The sequence below is a fragment of the Pseudomonas sp. GL_091 genome, from assembly GCF_057837725.1.
This window is the reverse complement of the sequence record NZ_CM174451.1, coordinates 901,769-928,289: the sequence shown is the minus strand read 5'-3', so window position 1 is coordinate 928,289 and position 26,521 is coordinate 901,769. Positions and strand designations below refer to the sequence as shown.

Genomic DNA, 26,521 nt, shown 5'->3' with positions numbered 1-26,521 from the left:
TTGAAAGCCCCGTTTAGAAGGTTTCCGGGGACAAGGATGACAATGCGCGACGAACTAGCGTGAGGGATTCGATCATAACCGCTATAATCGCCGCCTTTTCATCAGGCTATACGATTTCTGACATGAGCCAATCCAGCGACCTGATTCAATCAGCACAACGCACCATCCGCCTCGAGGTAGAAGCCGTGCAAGGCTTGCTACCCCACATCGACGCAGATTTCGTACGCGCTTGCGAGATGATTCTGGCCAGCAAAGGCCGCGTGGTCGTGGTCGGCATGGGCAAGTCGGGGCACATCGGCAACAAGATTGCCGCGACCCTGGCCAGCACCGGCACCACGGCATTTTTTGTGCACCCCGCTGAAGCCAGCCACGGTGACATGGGCATGATTACCCGCGACGACATCATTCTGGCGCTCTCGAATTCCGGCTCCACCAATGAAATCGTGACCCTGCTGCCACTGATCAAGCGCCTGGGCATTCAGTTGATCAGCGTGACCGGCAATCCTGACTCCGCGCTGGCCAAGGCCGCCGAGGTCAACCTGAATGTTCACGTCGAACACGAAGCCTGCCCGTTGAACCTGGCACCCACCTCGTCGACCACCGCCGCCCTGGTGATGGGCGACGCCCTGGCAGTCGCGTTGCTGGAAGCCCGTGGCTTTACCGCCGAAGACTTCGCCTTTTCCCACCCCGGTGGCGCCTTGGGCCGACGCCTGCTGCTGAAAGTGGAAAATGTCATGCACGCCGGGCAAGAGTTGCCGCAAGTACAGCGTGGCACCCTGCTGAAGGACGCACTAATGGAAATGACCCGCAAAGGCCTGGGCATGACCGTGGTCCTGGAAGCCGATGGAAAGCTGGCCGGGATCTTTACCGACGGTGACTTGCGTCGCACGCTGGACCGTAGCATCGACATCCATAGCGCTACCATCGACCAGGTCATGACTGCACACGGCAAGACTGCCCGCGCCGAAATGCTCGCCGCCGAAGCGCTGAAAATCATGGAAGATCATAAAATCAACGCGCTGGTCGTGGTCGACCGTGAAGACCGCCCGGTCGGCGCCTTGAACATGCACGACTTGCTTCGCGCGGGAGTAATGTAATGAGTGCAGACCTGCTGCAACGCGGCAAACAGATCAAGCTGGCTGTGTTCGATGTCGACGGCGTGCTGACCGACGGGCGCCTGTACTTCCTCGAAGACGGCAGCGAATTCAAGACGTTCAACACACTCGACGGCCAGGGCATCAAGATGCTGATGGCCGCCGGCGTGCAGACCGCCATCATCAGTGGCCGCAAGACTCCAGTGGTCGAGCGGCGAGCCAAAAACCTCGGCATCCCGCATCTCTATCAGGGTCGCGAGGATAAACTGGTGGTACTCGACGAACTGCTGGCCCAACTCAACCTGAGCTATGAACAGGTGGCCTACCTCGGCGATGACCTGCCGGACCTGCCGGTGATTCGTCGCGTAGGCCTGGGCATGGCCGTGGCCAATGCCGCCAGTTTCGTGCGTGAACACGCCCACGGCATCACCCTCGCCCGTGGCGGCGAAGGTGCCGCTCGCGAATTCTGCGAACTGATCCTGCGTGCCCAGGACCGCCTCGACGCGGCCAATGCGGCGTACCTGTGAGCCCATTATGCTGAGCAAAAAGTTTCGCAACACCCTGATGTACAGTTGCATCGCGGCGATATTCGCCGCGGCTGGCTACTGGAACATCAGCCCGGAACGCTTCCTCGACAAGCCGGTAACGCCGATCGATGAAAGCATGATCGACTATTACGCCATCAACGCCCACAGCGTGCAGTACCTGCCGGACGGCAAGCTGCAATATGATCTGGTGTCCGACAAGGTCGAGCACCTGAAAGCGACCGAGGTGACATTGCTGACCAACCCCGACCTGAATGTGTTCCGCGGCACTGAATTCCCGTGGCACGTCCAGAGCTTGCACGGCGAGGTCAACCCTGATGGCACACAGGTCGAACTGATCGATGACGTGCGCATCACGCGCTTCGACGAGAAAAACCGTAAAACCCTGATCACCAGCACCCGTATGACCGTGTTCCCGCAGCAGCAATATGCGCAGACAGAGCAAGACGTTAGAATCGACGGCGCTGGCGGTGTATCGACTGGCAAGGGAATGAAGGCGTATTTGAAAGAAAGCAGGATACACCTGCTATCGAACGTAAGAGGACAGTATGAGGCTCGTTAAAACCCTCCCGATTTTGCTCAGTCTGGGCGCAGCACTGGGAAGCGTGAGCGCCTGGGCTCTGCCGGAAGATCAACAGCAGCCTATCCGCATTCAGGCCGACGATGCCCAACTGGACGACAAGCAAGGTATTGCTACCTATAAGGGTGACGTGATCATCACCCAAGGCTCGATGAAGGTGACAGGCAACACCGTTACCATCACCCGCACCCCGACTGGCGACATCGACGTAGTGACCTCGGTGGGCAACCTGGCGTACTTCGAGCAATTGCAAACGGCTGGCGATACCAAGCCTGTTCAGGGCTGGGGCGTGACGATCCAGTATCACGCCGCGCAAAATCGCGTCGTACTGATCGACAAGGCCAAAGTTGTCGACAAGGACAACAACGTCACCCAAGGCGAAAAAATCGTCTACGACACGGTCAAGAAGCTCGCCAGCGCCGGTCGCGCCACGGGCAGCAAGGTCACCGAGGCGCGTCCGCGCATCGACATGGTGATCCAGCCGAAAAAGAAAACCGACGAGCAAAAGGCCCAGTAATGGCAACTCTGAAAGCTCAGCATCTGGCCAAGAGCTACAAGAGCCGCCAGGTCGTGCGCGACGTCAGCCTGTCCATCGACAGCGGCCAGATCGTCGGCCTGCTTGGCCCAAACGGCGCCGGCAAGACCACCTGCTTCTACATGATCGTCGGCCTGGTGCAAGCCGACCAGGGCCGCGTCCTGATCGATGACCTGGACGTCAGCCACCAGCCAATGCACGGTCGCGCAAAGGCCGGTATCGGCTACCTGCCGCAAGAAGCATCGATCTTCCGCAAACTGTCGGTGGCCGACAACATCATGGCCATCCTCGAGACCCGCAAGGAACTCGACAAGGCCGGTCGTCGCAAGGAGCTGGAAAGCCTGCTGCAGGAATTCCACATCAGCCACATCCGCGACAACCTCGGCATGAGCCTGTCCGGTGGCGAGCGCCGTCGCGTGGAAATCGCCCGCGCCCTGGCCACCAACCCGAAATTCATCCTCCTCGACGAACCCTTCGCCGGCGTGGACCCAATTTCGGTCGGCGACATCAAGCAGATCATTCACCACCTCAAGGCCAAAGGCATTGGCGTGCTGATCACCGACCACAACGTCCGTGAAACCCTGGATATCTGTGAAACCGCCTATATCGTCAACGACGGTCAACTGATCGCCGAAGGCGACGCTGAAACCATCCTGGCCAACGACCTGGTGAAGGAAGTGTACCTGGGCCACGAATTCCGCTTGTAAGACACCGAGGTGCCAGAGCAGTCGACGAGCGCTTGTCTCGATAAAAAATCAACTCTTTTTTATTGTTAAAGCGCTCTAGGCAAACACGACACTTCAAAGATGTTCGGGAGCCAGCTGGAGCATCCTGTCAACAAAACTTTGCAGATTTTTATTGTTACAGCGCTCTAGGCAAACACGACGCTTCAAAGATGTTCGGGAGGCCAGCCGGAGTAACCTGTCAACAAAACTTTGCAGGTTTTTATTGTTACAGCGCTCTAGGCAAACACTTCAGTTTCAGGCATATAATTTGCTTATGATTGGCGCCCCGGCGCCCTGTAGTGGATGGCGCATGTGCGCCGGCGAATAAGGTGTTAAGCCCCTGCCATGAAACCATCGCTAGTCTTGAGAATGGGCCAGCAGCTGACGATGACACCGCAGCTGCAACAGGCCATCCGCCTGCTCCAATTGTCGACCCTGGACCTGCAACAGGAAATCCAGGAGGCCCTGGAGTCCAATCCGATGCTCGAACGCCAGGAAGAAGGCGACGACTTCGACAATTCCGACCCCTTGGCCGACAACGCCGAACAAAAGCCCAACACTGAAATCCAGGAGCCCTCCTACCAGGAAAGCGCCCCGACGGTTGATAACCTCGATGAAGGTGACTGGAACGAGCGCATCCCCAACGAACTTCCCGTCGACACCGCGTGGGAGGACGTTTACCAGACCAGCGCCAGCAGCCTGCCCAGCAATGATGATGACGAGTGGGACTTCACCACCCGCACCTCGGCCGGCGAAAGCCTGCAGAGCCACTTGCTGTGGCAACTGAACCTGGCCCCGATGTCCGACACCGATCGCCTGATCGCCGTGACCCTGATCGACTGCATCAACAATCAGGGCTACCTGGACGAAACCCTCGAGGAAATCCTCGAAGCCTTCGACCCGGAGCTGGACATCGAACTGGACGAAATCGAGGCCGTCCTGCACCGCATCCAGCAGTTCGAGCCCGCCGGCATCGGCGCCCGCAACCTGGGCGAATGCCTGCTGCTGCAATTGCGCCAGTTGCCTGCCAAGACCCCTTGGCTGGCCGAGGCCAAGCGCCTGGTCACCGATTATATCGACCTGCTTGGCAGCCGCGACTACAGCCAGTTGATGCGCCGCATGAAGCTCAAGGAAGATGAACTGCGCCAGGTCATCGAGCTGGTCCAGAGCCTCAACCCGCGCCCGGGCTCGCAGATCGAGTCCACCGAAGCCGAGTACGTCGTTCCTGACGTCATCGTGCGCAAGGACAACGAGCGCTGGCTGGTGGAGCTGAATCAGGAGTCGGTGCCACGGCTGCGGGTCAACGCCCAGTACGCCGGTTTCGTGCGCCGCGCCGACACCAGCGCCGACAACACCTTCATGCGCAATCAGTTGCAGGAGGCCCGCTGGTTCATCAAGAGCCTGCAAAGCCGCAATGAAACCCTGATGAAGGTTGCCACCCAGATCGTCGAGCATCAACGCGGCTTTCTGGAGTACGGCGACGAAGCCATGAAGCCGCTGGTCCTGCATGACATCGCCGAGGCGGTCGGCATGCATGAGTCGACGATTTCACGGGTGACCACCCAGAAGTTCATGCACACCCCCCGGGGCATTTACGAACTGAAGTACTTTTTCTCCAGTCACGTAAGCACCTCCGAAGGCGGCGAATGCTCGTCCACGGCGATCCGGGCGATCATCAAAAAACTGGTTGCCGCGGAAAATCAGAAAAAGCCGTTGAGTGACAGCAAGATCGCTGGTTTACTGGAGGCACAAGGCATTCAGGTGGCTCGCCGCACCGTCGCCAAGTACCGCGAATCCCTCGGGATCGCGCCTTCGAGCGAACGCAAGCGGTTGATGTAGAGCCACGCCACAGCGTTCCAGTGGTAGATCATCTGATCTACCGCTTTATGCACTGGCAACGAAGGAGAAGCTGTATGCAAGTCAACATCAGTGGACACCAACTGGAAGTGACCGAACCTCTTCGCACCTACATCGGCGAAAAACTCGAACGATTGGAGCGACATTTCGACAAGATCACTAATGTGCAGGTCACGATGACCGTCGAAAAGCTGAAGCAGAAAATCGAAGCCACGCTGCATATTCCCGGGAATGAAGTGGTCGCAAACGCGGAACATACTGATATGTACGCCGCGATCGACGCACTCACCGACAAGCTGGATAAACAACTCAAAAAGCATAAGGAAAAGACCCAGAGCCTCCTCCAGGGCGCAACCGGTCGTTAACACTCCCAACCCATGATCCGACTTGAAAGTATCCTGACCCCCGGCCGTTCCCTGGTGAACGTGCCGGGAGGCAGTAAAAAGAAAGCCCTCGAACAAATTGCCAATCTGATCGCCCGCGAAGTGCCGGCCCTGGAGATGCAAGATGTCTTCGAGGCACTGATTGCCCGTGAAAAACTCGGCTCCACCGGTTTTGGCAATGGCATCGCTATTCCACATTGCCGTCTCAAAGGCTGTGTTTCGCCCATCAGTGCATTGATGCACCTGGACGCCCCTATCGATTTCGACGCCATCGACGGCGCGCCGGTTGACCTGCTGTTCGTACTGCTGGTCCCGGAAGCCGCCACCGATGCGCACCTTGAGCTGCTGCGACAGATCGCCAGCATGCTCGACCGCAAGGAAGTACGTGAAAAACTGCGTAATGCTGCAAGCAACGAAGCCCTGTATCAGGTTGTCCTGAACGAGCAAAACGGTCAGTAATCATGCGCTTGATCATCGTCAGTGGCCGTTCCGGCTCAGGTAAAAGTACCGCCCTCAACGTTCTTGAGGACAACGGCTACTACTGCATCGACAACCTGCCTGCCGGCCTGCTGCCGGAGCTGGCCGAACGTGCCTTGATTCATACCGAGCTGTTACAGCCGCTGGTCGCCGTTTCCATTGACGCGCGCAACCTGCCCAGCCACCTGTCACGCTTCCCCGACCTGCTCGAAGAGGTCCGCAACCGCCACATCCAGTGCGATGTCCTGTACCTGGACGCCGACGAAGAAACCCTGCTCAAGCGCTTCTCGGAAACCCGCCGACGTCACCCCCTGACCAACGCCAACCGCTCGCTGGCCGAAGCCATCAGCGTCGAGAGCGACCTGCTCGGGCCGATTGCCGACCTCGCCGATCTCAAGATCAACACCACCAGCCTGAACCTGTACCAACTGCGCGACGCCATCAAGCTGCGTCTGTTGAATCAGCCCGAGCCGGGCACTGCGTTCCTGGTGGAATCCTTCGGGTTCAAGCGTGGCATGCCGGTGGACGCCGACCTGGTGTTCGATGTGCGCTGCCTGCCCAACCCTTACTGGAAACCGGAATTGCGCGAGCAATCCGGGCTCGATCAACCGGTTGCCGAATATCTGGCGGCCCAGCCGGATGTCGAAGAGATGTTCCAGGACATTTCCACATACCTGCTAAAGTGGCTGCCTCGTTTTGCCGCCAGCAACCGCGCCTACGTCACCATTGCCATTGGCTGCACTGGCGGACATCACCGTTCCGTCTACCTGACCGAGCGTCTGGGGCAGGCGCTGCAAAAAACCCTGAAGAACGTCCAGGTTCGCCACCGCGACCTCAGCTAAAGGATTCACACCGCGATGCCTGCTCTGGAAATCGAAATCATCAACAAACTGGGCCTGCATGCTCGCGCTTCTGCAAAATTCGTTGGGGTGGCGGGTCAGTTCCCGTGCCAGATCCGGGCCGGTCGTACACCAGAGTCCATGGTCGATGGCAAAAGCATCATGGCGATGATGATGCTGGCCGCCGGCAAAGGCACCACGATCCACTTGAGCACAGAAGGCGAGCAGGAACAGGAAGCGCTGAATGCGCTGGTGGCGTTGATCAACAACTTCTTCGACGAAGGCGAGTAACAGTCACGGCTTTGTGGCGAGGGGGCTTGTCGGAACGCCGCATCGCCCTGTTCGGCTGCGTAGCAGTCGTAAATCCGACGAACACAGCATCCACGTTGAATCTCGATTGCAGTTTTTGGGGCGGCTTCGCCACCCAGCGGGGGCAAGCTCCCTCGCCACAAAGGCTCTTTGCCACAAATCAAGCCAGCGCCGTATCCATCACCATCATCAAACAGAACCCCATCAGCAGCCCAAGGCTGGCAAGCTGGTCATGACCATTGCCGCGCGATTCGGGACAAGGTCAATAAAAAAGGCGCGCCCCCATTGAGTAGCGCGCCTTTTTGTACAGCGGCCCTGGCTTAGCTGCCCGCCACCGTCATCCGTTCGATCAGCACCGAACCGGTGCGAATGTTGCTGCGCAACTCAAGATCGTTACCCACGGCAACGATCTGCTTGAACATGTCGCGCATGTTGCCGGCAATGGTCACTTCCTGGACCGCGAACTGGATTTCGCCGTTCTCGACCCAGTAACCCGCTGCACCGCGGGAGTAATCACCGGTCACCATGTTCAGGCCTTGGCCCATCAACTCTGTCACCAGCAAACCGCGGCCCATGCGGCGCAGCAAGGCGGCCTGGTCTTCATCGCCATGGGTGACGAACAGGTTGTGCACGCCCCCGGCATTGGCGGTGCTCGGCATGCCGAGCTTGCGACCGGAGTAGGTGCCGAGGATGTACGACACCAACTCGCCTTTTTCGACGAACGGTTTGGCATAGGTTGCCAGGCCATCGCCATCGAACGCCGCACTGCCCAACGCCCGCATCAGATGCGGGCGCTCGTCGATGGTCAGCCACTCCGGAAACAGCTTCTGACCGAGAGTGCCCTCAAGGAACGACGACTTGCGATACAGGCTGCCACCGGAAATCGCCGACAGGAAACTGCCGAACAGCCCCCCAGCCAACTCGGCGGAAAACAGCACCGGCACCTCGCAAGTCGGCACCGGACGCGCGCCCAGACGGCTTGCCGCCCGTTGCGCAGCGCGCTGGCCGATGCTGACCGGGTCGGCCAGCAGATTGCCCTGGCGGTTCACGTCGTACCAGTAATCGCGCTGCATCTGGCCATCGGCCTCGGCGATCATCACGCAGCTCAAGCTGTGACGAGTCGACGCGTAACCGCCGATAAACCCATGGCTATTGCCATAAACGCGGCAACCTTGATGGGTACTGAGGGTGGTGCCGTCGGCGTTCTTGATCCGGCTGTCGGCGGCAAACGCCGCGGCTTCGCAGGCCAGGGCCTGTTCGATGGCTTGTTCCGGAGTGATGTCCCATTGGTGGAACAGGTCGAAATCCTGAATATCCCGCGCCATCAGCGCGGCATCCGCAAGGCCCGAGGCTCCGTCTTCCGAGGTGTGCTTGGCGATGGCCAGTGCAGCGGCGACTGTTTCGCGAATCGCCTCCGGTCCACTGGCCGAGGTGCTGGCGGAGCCTTTGCGCTGGCCAACGTACAAGGTGATGCCGAAACCCTGATCGCGGTTGAATTCAACGGTTTCGACTTCACGCTGGCGCACCGTGGTCGACAAGCCCTGCTCCAGGGACACTGCCACTTCACAGGCACTGGCGCCCTGGCGTTTGGCTTCAGCGATGATCTGCTCGACTTGTTCCTGCAGTGCCGGCAACGCTTGTGGGCCGACGCTTTCAACTGCACTCATGCTGTTCTCCACTCAAATTCTGCTTTCGGTAACGGTCATCGAGCGACCGGGCCGGACAAGCGGCCCCCGACTGGTTATCATGGCGGCGTTTCTTTGCGGACGGCCACCATGGTTGATTCTTACGACGACTCCCTCGATACGGGAGAAAAAAGCAAATCCCAGGTTAAACGCGAGCTGCATGCTCTGGTTGACCTTGGCGAGCGCCTTACAACACTCAAGCCTGACTTGCTGGCAAAACTGCCCTTGACCGACGGAATGCGTCGGGCTCTGGCCGATGCGCCCAAGCACACCGCGAACATCGCGCGTAAACGGCACCTTCAGTTCATCGGCAAGCTGATGCGCGATCAGGACACTGCCGCGATTCTGGTTTTGCTCGATCAACTCGATGCCTCCACTCGCCAATACAACGAACGCTTCCATAACCTGGAGCGCTGGCGCGATCGTCTGATTGCCGGCGACGATGCCGTTCTGGAAAAATTCGTCGTCGACTACCCGGACGCGGACCGCCAGCAATTGCGTTCCCTGATCCGTCAGGCCCAGCATGAGGTTGCGCAAAACAAGCCTCCTGCTTCCAGCCGTAAAATCTTCAAGTACATCCGTGAGCTGGACGAGACTCAACGCGGTCTGCGTTAATTCTCGAATCGGGTGAGCTGCCTCGCAGCTCACCCGCAGCCTCACTTCTTACGACCCCGTGCCACCCACGGTGATCGCATCAATCTTCAGCGTTGGCTGGCCGACACCCACCGGCACCGACTGCCCATCCTTGCCGCACGTGCCCACACCGCTGTCCAGCGCCAGATCATTACCGACCATCGACACTTTGCTCATGGCTTCAGGCCCGTTGCCGATCAAGGTCGCGCCTTTGACCGGAGCGGTGATCTTGCCGTCCTCGATCAGGTACGCCTCGCTGGTGGAGAACACGAACTTGCCGCTGGTGATGTCCACCTGACCGCCACCCAGGTTGGCGCAGTAGATGCCGCGTTTCACCGAAGCGATGATTTCCGCCGGGTCGCTTTCGCCGGCGAGCATGTAGGTGTTGGTCATGCGCGGCATCGGCAGGTGCGCGTAGGATTCGCGACGACCGTTACCGGTGCGGGCCACGCCCATCAGGCGCGCGTTGAGCTTGTCCTGCATGTAGCCTTTGAGCACGCCGTTTTCAATCAGCGTGGTGCACTCGGTCGGCGTGCCTTCGTCATCGACGCTCAACGAGCCACGGCGACCGGCCAGGGTGCCGTCATCGACAATGGTGCAAAGCTTCGACGCAACCATCTCGCCCATGCGCCCGCTGTAGGCCGAACTGCCCTTACGATTGAAGTCGCCTTCCAGACCATGACCGACGGCTTCGTGCAACAGCACGCCCGACCAGCCGGAACCGAGCACCACCGGCAAGGTACCGGCCGGTGCCGGAATGGCTTCGAGATTGACCAACGCCTGGCGCAACGCTTCACGGGCATAGCCCATGGCGCGGTCTTCGCCGAGGAAGTAACGGTAATCGGTCCGACCACCACCGCCATGGCCGCCACGCTCGCGGCGACCGTTCTGCTCGACGATCACACTGACGTTGAAACGCACCAGCGGTCGTACGTCCGCCGCCAAACCGCCGTCAGTGGAAGCCACCAGAATCCGCTCCCAGACACCGGCCATGCTCACGGTGACTTGCTGGATGCGTGGGTCGAGGGCGCGGGTCGCGGCGTCGACTCGCTTGAGCAAATCGACTTTCTCGGCACGGGTCAGCACTTCCAGGGGATTGTCCGGCGCATACAACTGCGCGACATCCTGACTGGTGAATGCCTGTACGGTGCCGTGCTGCCCGGCCCGGGAAATCGAACGGGCGGCACGCGCCGCCGCGCCCAAGGCTTCAAGGGTGATGGCATTGCTGTAGGCAAAACCGGTTTTTTCACCCGATTGCGCGCGCACGCCCACACCTTGGTCAAGGTTGAAGCTGCCTTCCTTGACGATGCCGTCTTCCAGCGCCCAGGACTCGGAGATCTGCCCCTGGAAATACAGGTCGGCCGCATCGATGCCCGGCCCGGCCAAGTCGCCGAGCACGCCTTGCAGGCTCTCGATCGTGACGCCACCGGGCGCCAGCAGGTGTTCACTGACTGAGGACAACAACTCGCTCATATGCTTTACGCCTTAAATTCGTCGTTCTGATGCAGGTCGCTGGGCGCCCTGCGAGAAAAAGCGCCGGTGACTGGACACCGGCATCCGCGCCCGAATGGACGCCTGTTCGCTGCAGTCGCGTTCGGCCAGCAGCACGGCCTCGCCTTGATCCTGTTGCGCCAGCACACGCCCCCACGGGTCGATGATGGCGGCATGGCCAAAGGTTTCCCGCGGCCCCGGATGCGTCCCGCCCTGGGCAGCCGCGAGCACGTAACATTGCGTCTCGATGGCTCGCGCACGGATCAGCACATCCCAATGCGCTGCACCGGTCACCGCCGTGAAGGCCGAAGGGGCGGTAATCAGTTCCGCGCCGGCCGCGCGCAATTCGCTGTACAGTTCGGGAAAGCGCAGGTCATAGCAGACCGTCAGGCCGACCCGGCCGACGGGCGTGTCCGCCACGACCACCCCGTTGCCATAAGCATAGTCATCGGATTCACGATAACGGCCACGATTGTCCGCCACGTCCACGTCGAACAGGTGCAGCTTGTCGTAGCGCGCCACCGTTTCGCCCTGGTCATCGACCAGCAATGAACAGGCATGGGCTTTGGCCGTCGGCTGATCCACCGGCGGCAACGGCAATGTGCCGGCCACAATCCATAACTTGAGGTCGCGTGCGGTCTGTTTCAACCAGGGCAGGATCGGGCCTTCGCCCAGTGCTTCGGCGCGCCCGATGTCGGCAATGTCGCGCCGGCCCATGGCGGCGAAGTTTTCCGGCAATACCGCGAGCTGCGCGCCACCGGCGGCCGCTTGCTCGAGCAAGCGACGGGCCTGGGCCAGATTGGCCGGCACATCGCTCTGGCTGACCATTTGAATCACCGCTACAGACATGGCGCACTCCTGGAATCGTATGCGGCCATGCTACTCCATAGGCTTGCCGAGTGCCTTTTCAAAAGGATCTCAAAAAGCCTTGTCGAAGGTGATTTTCGGTTCTTTCCACGGCCCCTGGACGGTGTACTTCACACTGGCGAAACGGGAGACACGGTCACCGATCAGCTTGTCGATCAGGAATAGCGCCCCGCCGACCGCGGGTGCACCGACGATCAGTGCGGCGATCGGCAAGTTATTGGTCACTGGCAAGGTCACCAGCAGTTTCGCATCGATCTGATCGGCCACCATGTTCAAGGTGCCGTCGAGTTCGATGGTGCTCGACGGGCCGGTCAGCCGGATCGGCTCACGGGTGACATACACTCCATTGGTCCCAACCAGCAGCCCCTTGACCCGGTCATAACTCAGGCCTTTGCCGAACAGGTCGGTGAAGTCCAGGCGCAGGCGCCGGCCGATGGAGTTGAAGTTGAGCAAACCAAATACCCGCAACGCCTGGGCACTGCCTTCGACCTCGACGAACTGGCCCTGATTGAGCGTCGCATCGAGCGAGCCGGAGAAACGTTTGGTCGCCACCCAGGCTGGCGAGCCGGGCCAGCGGCCATCGACATCCATATAAAAGTCCTGACTGGTGACGCTCGGCGCAAACCCCCAGCCCTTGAGCACATCGGCGAGGTTCTTGCCGCTGATACGGCCCTTGTACCAGCTTGTGCTGGCGCCGGGCACGCCTTCCCAGCCACCGCTGCCCACCAACAGCATGCCCTTGAGGCCCAGGTCCAGCGAGTTGAACACGATACCCTTGGGCGTCGGACGAATCTTCAGTGACCAGCCCCCCACCAGATCCTGGCCCTGGAATAGCTGATTGATGATGATGTCCATCGCGGGGATTTTCGTCGGATCCACCGACGCCAGCGGATCCGGCGAGTTTTCATCGGCCAGCACGGCCGGGTCCGGTGCGGGCAGGCGCACGGTTTGCAGATTGATCGTGATTGGCGTGGCCTTCGAATCGGGAAGGCTGGCGCTGCCCTTGATCTGCTGGCTGTCGAGTTGCAGCGCCCAGGCGGAAGGCTTGCGCGCCAGCTGGATCGAGGCCTGATCGAGCGTGGTACCGATACCACTGAGCTTGCCCACCTTGAAATCCGCGCCGCTGAGTAATTGCTTGGCGCTGCCGCCGGGGTCCTGCCCGGCGTATTTATCCACCAGGTCCTTCCACGGGCCAACGTCCAGTTCCGACAGCACGCCCCGTATCCGCAAGCCTTTGGTGCCAGGCAACACGGCCTCGCCGCCACCGAGGAACAAGTCCCCGCGACCGTCGGCGAAATTGCTGGCCGGGGCCGCGAACGTGAAACTCGCCAGGTCCGCGTAGTTGACCCAATAGCGCCGCTCGTCGCCCTGCAAGGTCATGCGGAACGTCGTGTCGCGCCCGGTATCGGCGGCCATGCCGAACGGTGCAGGCAAATCGACGGCCACGCCCTTGAGGTTGGAATTGACCCTCAATTGGCTGTCCGCACCGTCCAGGGTCAGTTGCAGTTGATACGGGATCACGCCGCTCACCGGCAGAGGCTGGGTCACCTTCAGCCAGTCGGTCAGTTTCTTGACCTCGACCTGGCCCGACGCATTCACCCGGGTATTGAGTTTACCCGGGCTGCCATCGGCAAAAATCTGTGCAGTGACCGGCTTGTCGAACGCCCGTGCGCTGATGTTCTGCCCGCTCAGGCCTTTGGCGCTGTCGAATCGGAAATCACCTTTGAGCTGGGTCAGTTCCAGTACAGGCTCGGCCAGCTTCAAGCGTGCCTTGGCCGTCTTGAAGTCGACGAGGATCTTCGGCTCCTCGCCTTTTGCCAACGGAATATCCAGCTTCAACTTGCCTTGCAGGTCTCCCTCGCCTTCCCAGCCAGCAAAGGTTGCCCCGGTGCCGATCGGCGCCTCCTGGAGGATTTTCAGGCCATCGCCCAAACCGCCGGCAAATCCGCCATCGAGGAACAAATGAACGTTTTGTCCCGCCGGCACATGGGGAATGTTGACGTAGATATCGCTGACCTGCGTGTCAAGCAACTGGCCCTTGCTGGCCAGAATCCGCACCCCGCTGTCCTCGACAAACACATCACCGCTGACCTTGCTGACATGGGGCCAGCCCGGCTGGAAGGCCAGTTCGGCATCGTGAACCTTGAAGAACAGGCTGATGCTGCGATCGACGTCCGCGGCACCATGGCTGAGCGACCCTTGATACTGGAAGAAGCCTTGGTCCACCGCGCCCTTGAGAATCGCCGTGCGCAGCCATTCATCCAGTGCCGGGCTGAGGACTGCCGGCAGGTACTTCGCGGTGTAGCGACCGTCACCGTCCACCATGCCGACCCGCAGGTCCATGTAGTCTTCCTGAGTGCGATCGAAATGCAGGCGAATCAGAAAGTCGCCGGCGATCTTGCCTTCCTCGCCCAGCACTTTCAGGTACGGCGCGATCAGGGTGAAACTTTCTTTATCGAGTTTCCAGGTCAGCCGCGCATTGGCCTGAATGTACTGCCACGGCTTAGCGAAAATCGGGTCCAGGTGCAGCATGAAATCCTTGCTGTCCATGCGCAACTCGCCTTGCCCCAGGTCACCGCTGATGCTGCCGCTGACATTCCGCGCCGCCGGCGCACCGTGATAGGCATCGAAGCCTACCTGGTCGAGGTTGGCGGCAAAGCCGAACTTGCTGTCGTCGGTGGCATTGGGGCGGAAGTCGACCAGCACGTTACGCAGGCCACCCGTGACTTTGAGCCGCTCGACGACCGTGGCAAAACCTTCTGGCAGCGGCGCAAGGGCATTGAGCAGCGGCGTGAGCGGGGTCAGGTCGACGCGGTCGGCTTGCAGATGCCACAGTTCTTCGGTCTTGTCGGTGGCCGCTCTTTGCTTGAGCTGCAAATGCGTTTCCCAGCGGGTCTCGCCGAGGTTCATCGCCAGGGAATCGAGAGTCACTGACGCGCCTTCGGCATTGCGCTGAAAGTATCCATTGAGCGCCAGGTTATTGATCTGGATCGGCTTGCGCTCGGCGTAGGCACCCTTGAGTTGTGGCGCGTTCAAGCGCACCGCAGCGCTTTGCAAGGTGCCCTTGCCCCAGGTCAGCCAAAGCTCGCCACCGGCTTTGATCTCAGAGAAACTCCACTCTTGGGTCACTCGCTCGGGCAACCACTTCGACCAGTCGCTTTGCGGCAGGCTTAGATAGACCTCGGCTTCACCATCCCTCCATTGACTGGCTCGAATGCGGGTGCGCAGACTCATGGCCACCGGCTGCCCGTCAGGCAGCGTCAGCCGTGCGTCGAGCCGCTGCCGCGACTCCCCGGTTTTCAGATTGAGGCCGACGTAGGTCAGGGTCAGCGGCGACTGTGCAAACGGCTGCAAAGTAACCTGGCTGTCGAGTACCGACAGTTGCTGGATCATCTGCATACGATTGAGCAACTGTTCCGGATCGCTTGGTTGATCCTGTTGCACCGGCAAACCTTCCAGCGCCCATTGACCGTCGTCGCCCTCCTTGACGCTGATTTTCAGGCCACTGAGTTGCAGATGAGCAATGCGTACCTGACGGGCCAGCAGGCTGGCCCAAATGTCCGGCACTGCGCGCACCTGATCCAGGTGCAAGGCATTGGCGCCCTCGCCGACCGTCACGTCGTGCGCCATCAGTATGGGGGCGAATCCACTCCAGTTGCCTTCGAGCTCGCCGATCTGCAACGGCATGCCCAAGGCACCGCTGGCTTTGGTTTCGATGTCGGCACGGTACTCGGCGACCAACGGCGTCAGCTCCCGGCCCAGGCTGACGTAGAGCGCCATCAGCACCAAAACCAACGCGCACAGGCCCAGACCCCAGCGGGTCAGTGCGACCAAAATGCGTGTCAGACGGTCCATGTCAGGTGGCCCCCATGGCAAAAAATTTGCAAAAAGCTGAGGCCAGCCATTCTCGAACAATCAAAACGATACGCTTCAGAGCAGTACCACGTCGTATTGTTCCTGGGAATACATGGTTTCGACCTGAAAGCGGATGGTGCGCCCGATAAACCCTTCCAGCTCGGCGACATTGCCCGACTCTTCGTCGAGCAGGCGGTCCACCACTTTCTGGTTTGCCAATACACGATAGCCTTCCGCCTGATAGGCGCGAGCCTCCCGCAGGATTTCACGGAAGATTTCGTAGCAAACGGTTTCCGGGGTCTTGAGCTTGCCGCGTCCCTGACAGGCATTGCACGGCTCGCACAACACTTGCTCAAGACTTTCGCGGGTGCGCTTGCGGGTCATCTGCACCAGACCCAGTTCGGTGATACCGATGATGTTGGTCTTGGCGTGATCGCGCTCCAATTGCTTTTCGAGCGTGCGCAACACCTGGCGTTGGTGCTCCTCATCTTCCATGTCGATGAAATCGATGATGATGATTCCGCCCAGATTACGCAGGCGCAATTGACGGGCGATGGCCGTTGCGGCTTCGAGGTTGGTCTTGAAGATGGTTTCTTCGAGGTTGCGATGGCCGACGAACGCCCCGGTGTTGACGTCGATGGTGCTCATGGCTTCCGCCGGGTCGACCACCAGATAACCGCCGGACTTGAGCGGGACCTTGCGCTCGAGAGCCTTCTGGATTTCGTCTTCGACGCCATACAGATCGAAAATCGGCCGCTCGCCCGGGTAATGCTCCAGACGGTCGGCAATCTCGGGCATCAACTCGGCAACGAATTGCGTGGTTTTCTGGAAGGTTTCCCGGGAGTCGATGCGGATCTTCTCGATTTTCGGGCTCACCAGGTCACGCAGGGTGCGCAGCGCCAGACCGAGATCTTCGTAGATCACGCTGGGCGCACTGATGGTTTTGATCTGGGCGCTGATCTGATCCCAGAGCCGGCGCAGGTAGCGGATGTCCATGAGGATTTCATCGGCGCCGGCGCCTTCGGCTGCCGTACGCAATATGAAACCGCCGGCTTCCTTGATCCCTTCCTTGGCCACACAATCGGTGACCACTTGCTTGAGGCGCTCGCGCTCGGCCTCGTCTTCGATCTTCAGGGAAATACCGACATGGGCCGTGCGTGGCATATACACCAGATAACGCGAAGGGATCGACAGCTGGGTGGTCAGGCGTGCGCCTTTGGAACCGATCGGGTCCTTGGTCACTTGCACCACCAGGCTCTGGCCTTCGTGCACCAGTGCACTGATGCTCTCGACCGCCGGGCCTTCGCGCAGGGAAATTTCCGACGCATGAATGAATGCGGCGCGATCCAGGCCTATGTCGACGAATGCCGCCTGCATCCCCGGCAATACCCGCACGACTTTGCCTTTATAGATGTTGCCGACGATCCCGCGCTTTTGTGTGCGCTCGACATGGACCTCTTGCAGGACACCGTTTTCGACCACCGCCACGCGCGACTCCATCGGCGTGATGTTGATCAGGATCTCTTCACTCATGGCAGGGTCTCGTTCAGGCATGTTCACGATAATGGCCGCATCTGTTCAGGAAGACGCTTAAAGCGCGTTCCGGGGTTGCCAACAGGGTATGCCGAAATGGCCGAGCAGTTGCGCGGTTTCGCAAAGCGGTAGTCCGACCACCGCTGAATAACTTCCATTGAGCCCGGCGACAAACACCGCACCCAGTCCTTGAATGCCATAACCGCCCGCCTTGTCCCGTGGTTCGCCGCTGGCCCAGTAGGCCGCGGCTTCATCGAAACTGATATCACGAAATCGCACCCGACTGGTGACAACCCGGGACTCGCAACGTTCGCCATCGAGCACGGCAATCGCGGTCAGGACCTCATGCTCACACCCTGACAACATCATCAGCATGGCGCACGCATCCGCTTGATCAACCGGTTTGCCGAGTATTTTTCCATCGAGTACCACGGCGGTATCGGCACCGAGTACGCAGAACGGTTTGTCACACACGACGCCGCCGCGCCCGGCCTCGGCCTTGCCGCGCGCCAGACGCTCGACATAGGCCGATGGGGATTCTTGGAATACAGGGGTTTCATCGATATCCGCACTGACGGCGGAGAACGCAACGCCGATCTGCGTGAGCAATTCACGCCGACGCGGCGAGCCAGAGGCGAGGTACAACCGTTTCATCAAGACCTCTCCCTGTCTAATGCCTGAGCGAATTAATTGATTTTGTAGCGTCGACGCAATCCGCGCAAACCGAAACTGATCCAGGGCCAGAGCAATGCACTGACCAGCGCCGGCAGCACCAGCGCCAGCGTTGGCTGACGATTGCCGGTCAAGGCACTGAGCCAAAGTTGTACCAGCTGCGCGAGGCCGAAGATCACCAGGATCACCAGGCTCTGCTGCCACATCGGGAACATCCGCAGGCGTTGCTGCAGCGCCAGCACCAGATAGGTGATGAGGGTCAGGATCAAGGCGTTCTGCCCCAGGAGGGTGCCGTAGAGTACGTCTTCAGCCAGCCCCAGACAAAACGCCGTCACCATCCCGACGGTCTGCGGCAGGTTCAACGCCCAGAATGCCAGCAACAAGGCCAGCCACAGCGGGCGCAGGATTTCCATGAATTGCGGCAGAGGCGAAACGCTCAGCAGCAGACCGACGGCAAACGTCAGCCAGACTATCCAGCCATTTCGGGATGCTTTTACACCGCCCATTATTCTCTCCCCACTGGAGTGGCCGGCGCGGAGACTGGCGGTTTGGCGGCAGGCTTCGCGGCAGCGGGTTGCGTCGCTGGCGGTTTAGCCGCCACAGGATGCGTGGCCGCAGGCTTGGCTGGCGTAGTGGTTGGCTTGGCTGGCGCCGTGGCCGCAGGTGCCACCGTGGCAGGAGCCGCTGGTGCTGCGGCTGGTGCGGCGGGGACCACGGGGCTTACCAGCTTCGGAACCGTCGCCGGAATGATCGGCCCACCGCCCTGCGCGTCCAGGCTTTCCTGGGCCTGGGCCGCGTCGTTGGCGCGCTCTTCGGCAGTCCGGTTGTCGCTGAACACCAGCAGCAGGTAACGGCTACGGTTCAAGGCGGCGGTCGGAATGGCGCGGACAATGGCAAACGGCTGGCCGGAATCGTGAATCACTTCCTTGACCGTCGCCACCGGATAACCGGCCGGGAAACGCTGACCGAGGCCGGAGCTGACCAGCAAATCGCCTTCCTTGATGTCGGCGGTATCGGCCACATGCCGCAACTCGAGACGCTCCGGGTTGCCGGTGCCGCTGGCAATCGCCCGCAGACCGTTACGGTTAACCTGCACAGGAATGCTGTGGGTGGTATCGGTCAGCAGCAAGACGCGGGAGGTGTAGGGCATCAACTCGACCACCTGGCCCATCAGGCCACGGGCATCGAGTACCGGCTGACCGAGGACCACGCCGTCGCGCTCGCCTTTGTTGATGATGATGCGATGGGTGAAGGGGTTGGGGTCCATGCCGATCAACTCGGCCACTTCGACCTTCTCGTTGACCAGGGCCGAGGAGTTCAGCAACTCGCGCAGCCGAACGTTCTGCTCGGTCAGGGCGGCAAGCTTCTGCATGCGCCCCTGCAACAGCAGGTTCTCGGTCTTGAGTTTTTCGTTTTCGGCGACGAGTTCGGTCCGGCTGCCAAACTGACTGGCAACGCCTTCCCACAGTCGTCCGGGCAGGTCGGTGATCCAGTAGGCGTCCATCAGCACCAGCGACATCTGGCTGCGTGCAGGCTTGAGCAGACTGAAGCGGGCATCGACCACCATCAGCGCGGCCGATAGCACAACCAGCACCAACAGGCGCACGCCCAGTGAAGGGCCCTTGGTGAAAAGCGGTTTAATAAGCCGCTCCTCCCAGGCAAATGTTCTGTTTATTCATACGGCAGCAATCCGGCCTGGATGCAGACTGACAGAAGATAAACGCGAACAGGCAGCACTGCAAAGTGCCGCCTGCGCGCTCAACAGCATAGAGGCAATCCGGCGACTTATTCGCTGGAAAGCAGGTCCATGGTGTGTTTATCCATCATTTCCAATGCACGGCCACCGCCGCGAGCAACGCAGGTCAACGGGTCTTCGGCAACGATCACCGGCAGACCAGTCTCCTGGGCCAGCAATTTGTCCAGGTCACGCAGCAAGGCGCCACCACCGGTCAGTACCAGACCGCGCTCGGCGATATCGGAAGCCAGTTCCGGAGGCGATTGCTCCAGGGCGCTTTTCACGGCCTGAACGATGGTTGCCAGGGACTCTTGCAGAGCTTCCAGCACTTCGTTGGAGTTCAGGGTGAATGCCCGTGGAACGCCTTCGGCCAGGTTACGGCCACGAACGTCGACTTCGCGAACTTCGCCGCCCGGGTAGGCGGTACCGATTTCCTGCTTGATGCGCTCGGCGGTGGATTCACCGATCAGGCTGCCGTAGTTACGACGCACGTAGGTGATGATCGCTTCGTCGAAGCGGTCGCCGCCCACACGTACGGATTCGGCGTAAACCACACCGTTCAGGGAGATCAGCGCGATTTCGGTGGTACCGCCACCGATATCCACGACCATCGAACCGCGAGCTTCTTCAACCGGCAGGCCGGCACCGATCGCAGCGGCCATTGGCTCTTCGATCAGGAACACTTCACGAGCACCGGCGCCAAGGGCCGATTCACGGATCGCACGACGCTCAACCTGGGTGGATTTGCATGGAACGCAGATCAACACGCGAGGGCTAGGCTGCAGGAAGCTGTTTTCGTGAACTTTGTTGATAAAGTACTGCAGCATTTTTTCGCACACGCTGAAGTCAGCGATCACGCCATCCTTCATCGGACGAATGGCAGCAATGTTGCCTGGTGTACGGCCGAGCATGCGCTTGGCTTCGGTGCCGACAGCAACGACACTTTTCTGGTTACCGTGTGTCCGAATGGCCACAACGGAGGGCTCATTCAGGACGATACCGCGCTCGCGCACGTAAATAAGGGTGTTGGCAGTGCCCAGGTCAATGGAAAGATCGCTGGAAAACATGCCACGCAGTTTCTTGAACATGGGAAAGGGACCCTAGGCAACGCGTGGGTAAAAAAGTGCGGCAAACTCTAACAACGACAGGGATTTTGGGCAAGGCGCCAATATGTTAAATTGGCCGCTTTTCTGTGCACCAAGCCCCACAATCGCGGCCTTATGACCGTAGAAGTGCGGTAGTGTTCCGACAATCTAACACACGGACGCCGTCCGTTTTGTTTTCCACTGGAGAATCCCAATGGCGCTTGAACGCTCCGACGTGGAAAAAATCGCTCATCTGGCCTGCCTTGGCCTCAATGATGCCGATCTTCCACACATCACTTCGGCCCTCAACAGCATTCTCGGGCTGGTCGACGAAATGCAGGCGGTCAATACCGACGGTATCGAACCGCTGGCCCACCCACTGGAAGCCAGCCAGCGCCTGCGCGCAGACGTCGTGACCGAGACCAATCACCGCGAGGCCTACCAGTCCATCGCACCAGCGGTCGAAAACGGCCTGTACCTGGTTCCGAAAGTCATCGACTAATAGGGAAAGAGCCTGCAATGCATCAATTGACTCTGGCCGAGATCGCCCGCGGACTCGCCGATAAAAAGTTTTCCTCCGAAGAGCTGACCAAGGTCCTGCTGGCGCGCATCGCCCTGCTCGATCCGCAGCTCAACAGTTTCATCAGCCTCACCGAAGACCTGGCGCTGACGCAGGCGAAAGCCGCTGACGCCCGCCGGGCCAATGGTGAGAGCGGCGCCCTGCTCGGCGCGCCGATCGCCCACAAAGACCTGTTCTGCACCCAGGGCATTCGCACCAGCTGCGGCTCGAAGATGCTCGACAACTTTAAAGCACCGTACGACGCCACCGTCGTCGCCAAGCTGGCCGCAGCCGGGGCCGTGACCCTGGGCAAGACCAACATGGACGAATTCGCCATGGGTTCGGCCAACGAGTCGAGCTACTACGGCGCGGTGAAAAACCCGTGGAACCTGGAACATGTGCCGGGCGGTTCGTCCGGCGGTTCGGCTGCGGCGGTTGCCGCTCGTCTGTTGCCGGCGGCAACCGGTACCGACACTGGCGGTTCCATTCGTCAGCCTGCGGCCCTGACCAACCTCACCGGCCTGAAACCGACCTACGGTCGTGTTTCGCGCTGGGGCATGATTGCCTACGCGTCCAGCCTCGACCAGGGCGGCCCGATGGCACGCACCGCCGAAGACTGCGCGATTTTGTTGCAAGGTATGGCAGGCTTCGATCCGAACGACTCCACCAGCATCGATGAGCCCGTGCCGGACTACAGCGCCAGCCTCAACGGTTCGCTGCAAGGCCTGCGCATCGGCGTGCCGAAGGAATACTTCAGCGCCGGTCTCGACCCGCGCATCGCCGAGCTGATCCACAACAGCGTCAAGGAGCTGGAAAAGCTCGGCGCCGTGATCAAGGAAATCAGTCTGCCGAACATGCAGCACGCGATTCCTGCGTACTACGTGATCGCCCCGGCGGAAGCCTCGTCCAACCTGTCGCGTTTCGACGGCGTGCGCTTCGGCTATCGCTGCGAAGATCCGAAAAACCTCGAAGACCTGTACAAGCGCTCCCGTGGCGAAGGCTTCGGCCCGGAAGTACAGCGCCGGATCATGGTTGGTGCCTACGCGCTGTCGGCCGGTTACTACGATGCCTATTACCTGAAGGCGCAGAAGATTCGTCGCTTGATCAAGAACGACTTCATGGCAGCCTTCAATGAGGTCGACATCATCCTCGGCCCAACCACGCCGAACCCGGCCTGGAAGCTTGGCGCCAAGAACAGCGACCCGGTCGCTGCGTACCTGGAAGACGTCTACACCATCACCGCCAACCTCGCGGGTCTGCCGGGCTTGTCCATGCCAGCAGGTTTTGTCGACGGTCTGCCGGTCGGCGTGCAGTTGCTCGCTCCGTATTTCCAGGAAGGTCGCCTGTTGAACGTTGCCCACCAGTATCAGCTCAACACTGACTGGCACACCCGCACCCCAACCGGCTTCTGAGGAGACACACATGCAATGGGAAGTCGTGATCGGGCTGGAGATTCACACCCAGCTCACCACCCGGTCGAAAATCTTTTCCGGTAGTTCCACCACGTTCGGTTCCGAGCCGAACACCCAGGCCAGCCTGATCGATCTGGGCATGCCTGGCGTGCTGCCGGTGCTGAACCAGGAAGCAGTGCGCATGGCGGTGATGTTCGGTCTGGCGATTGATGCCGAGATCGGCCAGCACAACGTGTTCGCCCGTAAAAACTATTTCTACCCGGACCTGCCCAAGGGCTATCAGATCAGCCAGATGGAATTGCCGATCGTCGGCAAGGGTCACCTGGACATCGCCCTCGAAGACGGCACGGTCAAACGTGTCGGCATCACCCGCGCGCACTTGGAAGAAGACGCCGGCAAGAGCCTGCACGAAGAATTCAGCGGCGCCAGCGGCATCGACCTGAACCGTGCCGGCACACCGCTGCTGGAAATCGTTTCCGAACCGGACATGCGCAGCGCCAAGGAAGCCGTGGCTTACGTCAAGGCGGTCCACGCGCTGGTGCGTTACCTGGGGATTTGCGACGGCAACATGGCCGAAGGCTCGCTGCGTTGCGACTGCAACGTGTCGATCCGTCCGAAAGGCCAGGTCGAGTTCGGCACCCGCTGCGAGATCAAGAACGTCAACTCGTTCCGCTTCATCGAGAAGGCGATCAACAGCGAAATCCAGCGTCAGATCGAACTGATCGAAGACGGTGGCAAGGTGATCCAGCAAACGCGCCTGTACGATCCGAACAAGGACGAAACCCGTCCGATGCGCAGCAAAGAGGAAGCCAACGACTACCGTTACTTCCCCGATCCGGACCTGCTGCCGGTGGTCATCGAGAACTCGTTCCTCGACGACGTGCGCGCCACCCTGCCGGAGTTGCCGCCGCAGAAGCGCGAGCGCTTCCAGGAACAATTCGGTCTGTCGGTCTACGACGCCAGCGTCCTGGCCACCAGTCGCGAACAAGCCGATTACTTCGAGAAAGTCGCGAGCGTCGGCGGCGACGCCAAACTGGCGGCGAACTGGGTGATGGTCGAGTTGGGCAGCCTGCTCAACAAGCAAGGCCTGGACATTGAAGAGTCGCCGGTTTCCGCCGAGCTTCTGGGCGGCATGCTGCTGCGCATCAAGGACAACACCATCTCCGGCAAGATCGCCAAGGTGGTGTTTGAAGCGATGGCCAACGGCGAAGGCAGCGCGGACGAAATCATCGACAAGCGCGGCCTCAAGCAAGTGACCGATACCGGCGCCATCTCGGCGGTGCTGGACGAAATGCTCGCGGCCAACGCCGAGCAGGTCGAACAATACCGCGCGGCAGACGAAGCCAAGCGCGGCAAGATGTTCGGCTTCTTCGTCGGTCAGGCCATGAAAGCCTCCAAAGGCAAGGCCAACCCGCAACAGGTCAACGAACTGCTCAAAAGCAAGCTCGAAGGCTGATGAGAATGGAGCCAGCTCTAAAATCTGGCTCCATTCTCCTGTGGGAGCGGGCTTTTGTGGCGAGGGGGCTTGTCGGAACGCCGCATCGCCCCGTTGGGTCGCGAAGCGGCCCCAATTTCCGGATTCGATTTGCATCTGACAAATCGTGTTTCGAAATTTTGGGACTGCTGCGCAGTCCAACGGGGGCAAGCCCCCTCGCCACATTGGCTCTATCCCACATTTTTTCGGGAAACCCTGAATGAAACGTCTGTTCGGCGCCTGCGCCCTCCTCTCCCTCCTTGCCGGTTGCGCCAGCACCGACACCGTCGACCCGCACGGCTACGACAAAACCGGCGTGGCTTCGTATTACGGTGCCAAACACCAAGGCAAACGCACCGCCAACGGCGAGCGTTTCGACAAGAACTCCATGACCGCCGCCCATCGCCAGCTACCCTTTGGTACACGGGTGAAGGTCACCAATCTGAATAACGACAAATCCTGCGTGGTACGCATCAATGATCGCGGGCCCCACACCCGTGGCCGCCTGATCGACCTGTCTCATGAAGCTGCCGCACGCCTGGGCATGCTCAAAAGCGGCACCGCACGGGTTCGCGTACAAGCCCTCGACGACTGACCGATGGAGCCCCGACCATTTTCGGATTAGCCGATTTACCCCTGATCAGCGTGATCGAATTGCTCAGCGGGTTGCTCCTGCTGATTGTCGGCGCCGAATTGATGGTGCGCGCCGCCGTACGCATCGCCGCGCGGTTGCACGTACGACCACTGATCATCGGCCTGACCATCGTCGCCCTCGGCAGCAGCGCACCGCAGATGGCGATCAGCCTGCAAGCGACCCTGGCGCACAATGCCGACATCGCCGTCGGCAGCGTGATCGGCAGCAGCATTTTCAACATCCTCGTCACCCTCGGGTTGTCTGCGCTGATCATTCCTTTGCGGGTTTCCCGGCAATTGGTGCGCCTGGATATTCCGTTGATGATCGGCGCCAGCCTATTGGTGTTCGTACTCGCCTGGAATGAAGAACTGACCCGTGCCGACGGCGTGATGTTGCTGACGGCACTGGCGATTTACCTGGGGTTGTTGCTGCGCCAGTCGCGACACTCGGCACGCCCGGTATCGAGCCATGAACACAACGTGCAAGCGTCATGGCTGAGCAGCGTGCTGATGATCATCGCCGGGCTGGCGATGCTGGTGTACGCCGGGCACTTGCTGCTGGGTGCGGCGGTTGCGGTCGCCACCGATCTTGGGTTGTCGGAGCGGATCATCGGCCTGACCATCGTCGCCGTCAGCACATCACTGCCTGAGCTGGCCACTTCGTTGATCGCGGCAATGCGCGGTGAGCGCGAGATTGCCGTGGGCAACGTGATTGGCAGCAACCTGTTTAACCTCCTGGGCGTACTCGGCTTTACCGCGCTGGTGGCGCCGTCGCCGCTGTCGGTGTCACCCAACGCCCTGGATTTCGACCTGCCGGTGATGCTAGGCGTCGCGGCGCTGTGCCTGCCGGTATTCTATTCCGGTTACCGGGTGACTCGCGCCGAAGGCCTGCTGTTTCTGGGTTTGTACCTGGCGTATGGGCTGCACGTGGTGTCGTTCACCACCGGCATGCCACTGGCCGGCAAGCTGGAACACTTGATGCTGTTTTTCGTCCTGCCGGCATTGGTGGCGTTTTTGCTGTTCACGTCGCTACGCGCCTGGCATCGCCAACACCATAAGAAGGAAGTCCCATGACCGAGAATAAAAAAACCGGCGTTGAAGTCCGCCGCCAAGTGATGGGCGACGCCTTCGTCGACCGCGCACTGGGCAATGCCACCGAATTCACCCAGCCGCTGCAGGATTTCGTCAATGAACACGCCTGGGGCGGTGTGTGGAATCGCGAAGGCCTGCCGCTGAAGACCCGCAGCCTGATCACTCTTGCCGCCCTGACTGCACTGAAGTGCCCGCAGGAGTTGAAAGGTCACGTGCGCGGTGCGCTGAACAACGGCTGCACTGTGGATGAGATTCGCGAGGCGCTGCTACATTGCGCGGTGTATGCCGGCGTGCCGGCGGCGATCGATGCGTTCAGGGCGGCGCAGGAAGTGATCGACAGTTACCAGAAGCCAGAGTGACTGATCTGACGCTTTCGCGAGCGGGCTCGCTCCCACAGGGGAATGCATTCCAAATGTGGGAGCGAGCCTGCTCGCGAATGGTTCTAAAGAAC

General features: G+C 60.4%; 26 protein-coding genes and 1 pseudogene. 17 read left to right on the top strand and 10 right to left on the bottom strand.

Features of this window, described 5'->3' with window-relative positions; all coding sequences use genetic code 11:
* The first annotated feature begins 122 nt into the window (after nucleotides 1–122).
* The 10 genes from AC3ITY_RS04150 (at nucleotide 123) to AC3ITY_RS04105 (ending at nucleotide 7,326) form a co-directional block, all read left to right on the top strand.
* Nucleotides 123–1,097, top strand: coding sequence for a KpsF/GutQ family sugar-phosphate isomerase (locus AC3ITY_RS04150; RefSeq protein WP_223455583.1), 975 nt, complete (start codon nucleotides 123–125; stop codon nucleotides 1,095–1,097).
* Nucleotides 1,097–1,621, top strand: coding sequence for a KdsC family phosphatase (locus AC3ITY_RS04145; protein ID WP_008018712.1), 525 nt, complete (start codon nucleotides 1,097–1,099; stop codon nucleotides 1,619–1,621). The genes AC3ITY_RS04150 and AC3ITY_RS04145 overlap by 1 nt, the downstream gene beginning before the upstream one ends.
* 7 nt (nucleotides 1,622–1,628) lie before the next feature.
* On the top strand, nucleotides 1,629–2,201 hold the full coding sequence (gene lptC / locus AC3ITY_RS04140) for an LPS export ABC transporter periplasmic protein LptC (protein WP_489307762.1): 573 nt from the start codon (nucleotides 1,629–1,631) through the stop codon (nucleotides 2,199–2,201).
* The gene (lptA, locus tag AC3ITY_RS04135; protein ID WP_489307760.1) at nucleotides 2,188–2,736 is read left to right on the top strand and encodes a lipopolysaccharide transport periplasmic protein LptA; all 549 of its coding nucleotides are present in this window, start codon (nucleotides 2,188–2,190) and stop codon (nucleotides 2,734–2,736) included. The genes lptC and lptA overlap by 14 nt, the downstream gene beginning before the upstream one ends.
* Nucleotides 2,736–3,461: an LPS export ABC transporter ATP-binding protein gene (gene lptB, locus AC3ITY_RS04130; RefSeq protein ID WP_008054366.1), complete on the top strand. Its 726-nt coding sequence runs from the start codon at nucleotides 2,736–2,738 to the stop codon at nucleotides 3,459–3,461. The genes lptA and lptB overlap by 1 nt, the downstream gene beginning before the upstream one ends.
* Nucleotides 3,462–3,824: 363 nt before the next feature.
* Nucleotides 3,825–5,318 carry an RNA polymerase factor sigma-54 gene (locus AC3ITY_RS04125; RefSeq protein WP_223455579.1) on the top strand — a complete coding sequence of 498 codons (1,494 nt, stop codon included), beginning with the start codon at nucleotides 3,825–3,827 and terminating at the stop codon, nucleotides 5,316–5,318.
* Nucleotides 5,319–5,392: 74 nt separating this feature from the next.
* On the top strand, nucleotides 5,393–5,701 hold the full coding sequence (hpf, locus tag AC3ITY_RS04120) for a ribosome hibernation-promoting factor, HPF/YfiA family (RefSeq protein WP_007941242.1): 309 nt from the start codon (nucleotides 5,393–5,395) through the stop codon (nucleotides 5,699–5,701).
* Nucleotides 5,702–5,713: 12 nt separating this feature from the next.
* Nucleotides 5,714–6,178: a PTS IIA-like nitrogen regulatory protein PtsN gene (gene ptsN / locus AC3ITY_RS04115; RefSeq protein ID WP_458370681.1), complete on the top strand. Its 465-nt coding sequence runs from the start codon at nucleotides 5,714–5,716 to the stop codon at nucleotides 6,176–6,178.
* Nucleotides 6,179–6,180: 2 nt separating this feature from the next.
* A complete protein-coding gene (gene rapZ, locus AC3ITY_RS04110; RefSeq protein ID WP_489307758.1) occupies nucleotides 6,181–7,038 on the top strand; it encodes an RNase adapter RapZ in 858 nt (285 codons plus the stop codon).
* Nucleotides 7,039–7,053: 15 nt separating this feature from the next.
* Nucleotides 7,054–7,326: an HPr family phosphocarrier protein gene (locus AC3ITY_RS04105; protein ID WP_046040042.1), complete on the top strand. Its 273-nt coding sequence runs from the start codon at nucleotides 7,054–7,056 to the stop codon at nucleotides 7,324–7,326.
* 178 nt (nucleotides 7,327–7,504) lie between these two features.
* Here the strand turns inward: AC3ITY_RS04105 and AC3ITY_RS04100 are convergent.
* Together AC3ITY_RS04100 and pmbA are read right to left on the bottom strand one after the other, a co-directional pair.
* Nucleotides 7,505–7,600, bottom strand: a pseudogene (locus tag AC3ITY_RS04100) (ZIP family metal transporter); the annotation flags it as partial.
* A gap of 64 nt (nucleotides 7,601–7,664) precedes the next feature.
* Nucleotides 7,665–9,011, bottom strand: coding sequence for a metalloprotease PmbA (pmbA, locus tag AC3ITY_RS04095; protein ID WP_489307756.1), 1,347 nt, complete (start codon nucleotides 9,009–9,011; stop codon nucleotides 7,665–7,667).
* Between the two features lie 108 nt (nucleotides 9,012–9,119).
* Here pmbA and yjgA point away from each other — a divergent pair, with 108 nt between their 5' ends.
* Nucleotides 9,120–9,644: a ribosome biogenesis factor YjgA gene (yjgA, locus tag AC3ITY_RS04090; RefSeq protein WP_056728351.1), complete on the top strand. Its 525-nt coding sequence runs from the start codon at nucleotides 9,120–9,122 to the stop codon at nucleotides 9,642–9,644.
* A 48-nt stretch (nucleotides 9,645–9,692) separates the two neighbouring features.
* Here yjgA and tldD read toward each other — a convergent pair whose 3' ends face one another.
* From tldD to mreB, 8 genes are all read right to left on the bottom strand, one after another.
* Nucleotides 9,693–11,135 (bottom strand): metalloprotease TldD, encoded by a 1,443-nt coding sequence (gene tldD / locus AC3ITY_RS04085; RefSeq protein WP_489307754.1) that lies wholly within the window; start codon nucleotides 11,133–11,135, stop codon nucleotides 9,693–9,695.
* A gap of 12 nt (nucleotides 11,136–11,147) precedes the next feature.
* Nucleotides 11,148–12,002 carry a carbon-nitrogen hydrolase family protein gene (locus AC3ITY_RS04080; RefSeq protein ID WP_489307752.1) on the bottom strand — a complete coding sequence of 285 codons (855 nt, stop codon included), beginning with the start codon at nucleotides 12,000–12,002 and terminating at the stop codon, nucleotides 11,148–11,150.
* A gap of 69 nt (nucleotides 12,003–12,071) precedes the next feature.
* On the bottom strand, nucleotides 12,072–15,875 hold the full coding sequence (locus tag AC3ITY_RS04075; protein ID WP_489307750.1) for a YhdP family protein: 3,804 nt from the start codon (nucleotides 15,873–15,875) through the stop codon (nucleotides 12,072–12,074).
* 75 nt (nucleotides 15,876–15,950) lie between these two features.
* A complete protein-coding gene (gene rng / locus AC3ITY_RS04070) occupies nucleotides 15,951–17,408 on the bottom strand; it encodes a ribonuclease G (RefSeq protein ID WP_007970246.1) in 1,458 nt (485 codons plus the stop codon).
* A 57-nt stretch (nucleotides 17,409–17,465) separates the two neighbouring features.
* Entirely contained in the window at nucleotides 17,466–18,062 is a 597-nt protein-coding gene (locus tag AC3ITY_RS04065) for a Maf family protein (RefSeq protein WP_489307748.1), read from the bottom strand.
* 32 nt (nucleotides 18,063–18,094) lie between these two features.
* Nucleotides 18,095–18,586, bottom strand: a complete 492-nt coding sequence (gene mreD / locus AC3ITY_RS04060) for a rod shape-determining protein MreD (RefSeq protein WP_007970244.1) — start codon at nucleotides 18,584–18,586, stop codon at nucleotides 18,095–18,097.
* A complete protein-coding gene (mreC, locus tag AC3ITY_RS04055) occupies nucleotides 18,586–19,722 on the bottom strand; it encodes a rod shape-determining protein MreC (RefSeq protein WP_489310771.1) in 1,137 nt (378 codons plus the stop codon). The genes mreD and mreC overlap by 1 nt, the downstream gene beginning before the upstream one ends.
* 143 nt (nucleotides 19,723–19,865) lie before the next feature.
* Entirely contained in the window at nucleotides 19,866–20,903 is a 1,038-nt protein-coding gene (gene mreB / locus AC3ITY_RS04050; protein WP_002555108.1) for a rod shape-determining protein MreB, read from the bottom strand.
* A 211-nt stretch (nucleotides 20,904–21,114) separates the two neighbouring features.
* Here mreB and gatC point away from each other — a divergent pair, with 211 nt between their 5' ends.
* The 6 genes from gatC to AC3ITY_RS04020 all read left to right on the top strand — a co-directional run bounded on the left by gatC (nucleotide 21,115) and on the right by AC3ITY_RS04020 (nucleotide 26,429).
* Complete coding sequence (gene gatC / locus AC3ITY_RS04045; protein WP_007901429.1) at nucleotides 21,115–21,402, top strand: Asp-tRNA(Asn)/Glu-tRNA(Gln) amidotransferase subunit GatC; 288 nt, start codon at nucleotides 21,115–21,117, stop codon at nucleotides 21,400–21,402.
* Nucleotides 21,403–21,419: 17 nt separating this feature from the next.
* Nucleotides 21,420–22,871, top strand: coding sequence for an Asp-tRNA(Asn)/Glu-tRNA(Gln) amidotransferase subunit GatA (gene gatA / locus AC3ITY_RS04040; protein ID WP_347910609.1), 1,452 nt, complete (start codon nucleotides 21,420–21,422; stop codon nucleotides 22,869–22,871).
* Nucleotides 22,872–22,881: 10 nt separating this feature from the next.
* Complete coding sequence (gene gatB, locus AC3ITY_RS04035) at nucleotides 22,882–24,327, top strand: Asp-tRNA(Asn)/Glu-tRNA(Gln) amidotransferase subunit GatB (RefSeq protein ID WP_489307745.1); 1,446 nt, start codon at nucleotides 22,882–22,884, stop codon at nucleotides 24,325–24,327.
* A 238-nt stretch (nucleotides 24,328–24,565) separates the two neighbouring features.
* Nucleotides 24,566–24,940 carry a septal ring lytic transglycosylase RlpA family protein gene (locus AC3ITY_RS04030; protein WP_108218189.1) on the top strand — a complete coding sequence of 125 codons (375 nt, stop codon included), beginning with the start codon at nucleotides 24,566–24,568 and terminating at the stop codon, nucleotides 24,938–24,940.
* Nucleotides 24,941–24,990: 50 nt separating this feature from the next.
* Nucleotides 24,991–26,052 (top strand): calcium/sodium antiporter, encoded by a 1,062-nt coding sequence (locus AC3ITY_RS04025; RefSeq protein WP_489307743.1) that lies wholly within the window; start codon nucleotides 24,991–24,993, stop codon nucleotides 26,050–26,052.
* The gene (locus AC3ITY_RS04020) at nucleotides 26,049–26,429 is read left to right on the top strand and encodes a carboxymuconolactone decarboxylase family protein (RefSeq protein ID WP_007981449.1); all 381 of its coding nucleotides are present in this window, start codon (nucleotides 26,049–26,051) and stop codon (nucleotides 26,427–26,429) included. The genes AC3ITY_RS04025 and AC3ITY_RS04020 overlap by 4 nt, the downstream gene beginning before the upstream one ends.
* The last annotated feature ends 92 nt before the right edge of the window (nucleotides 26,430–26,521 follow it).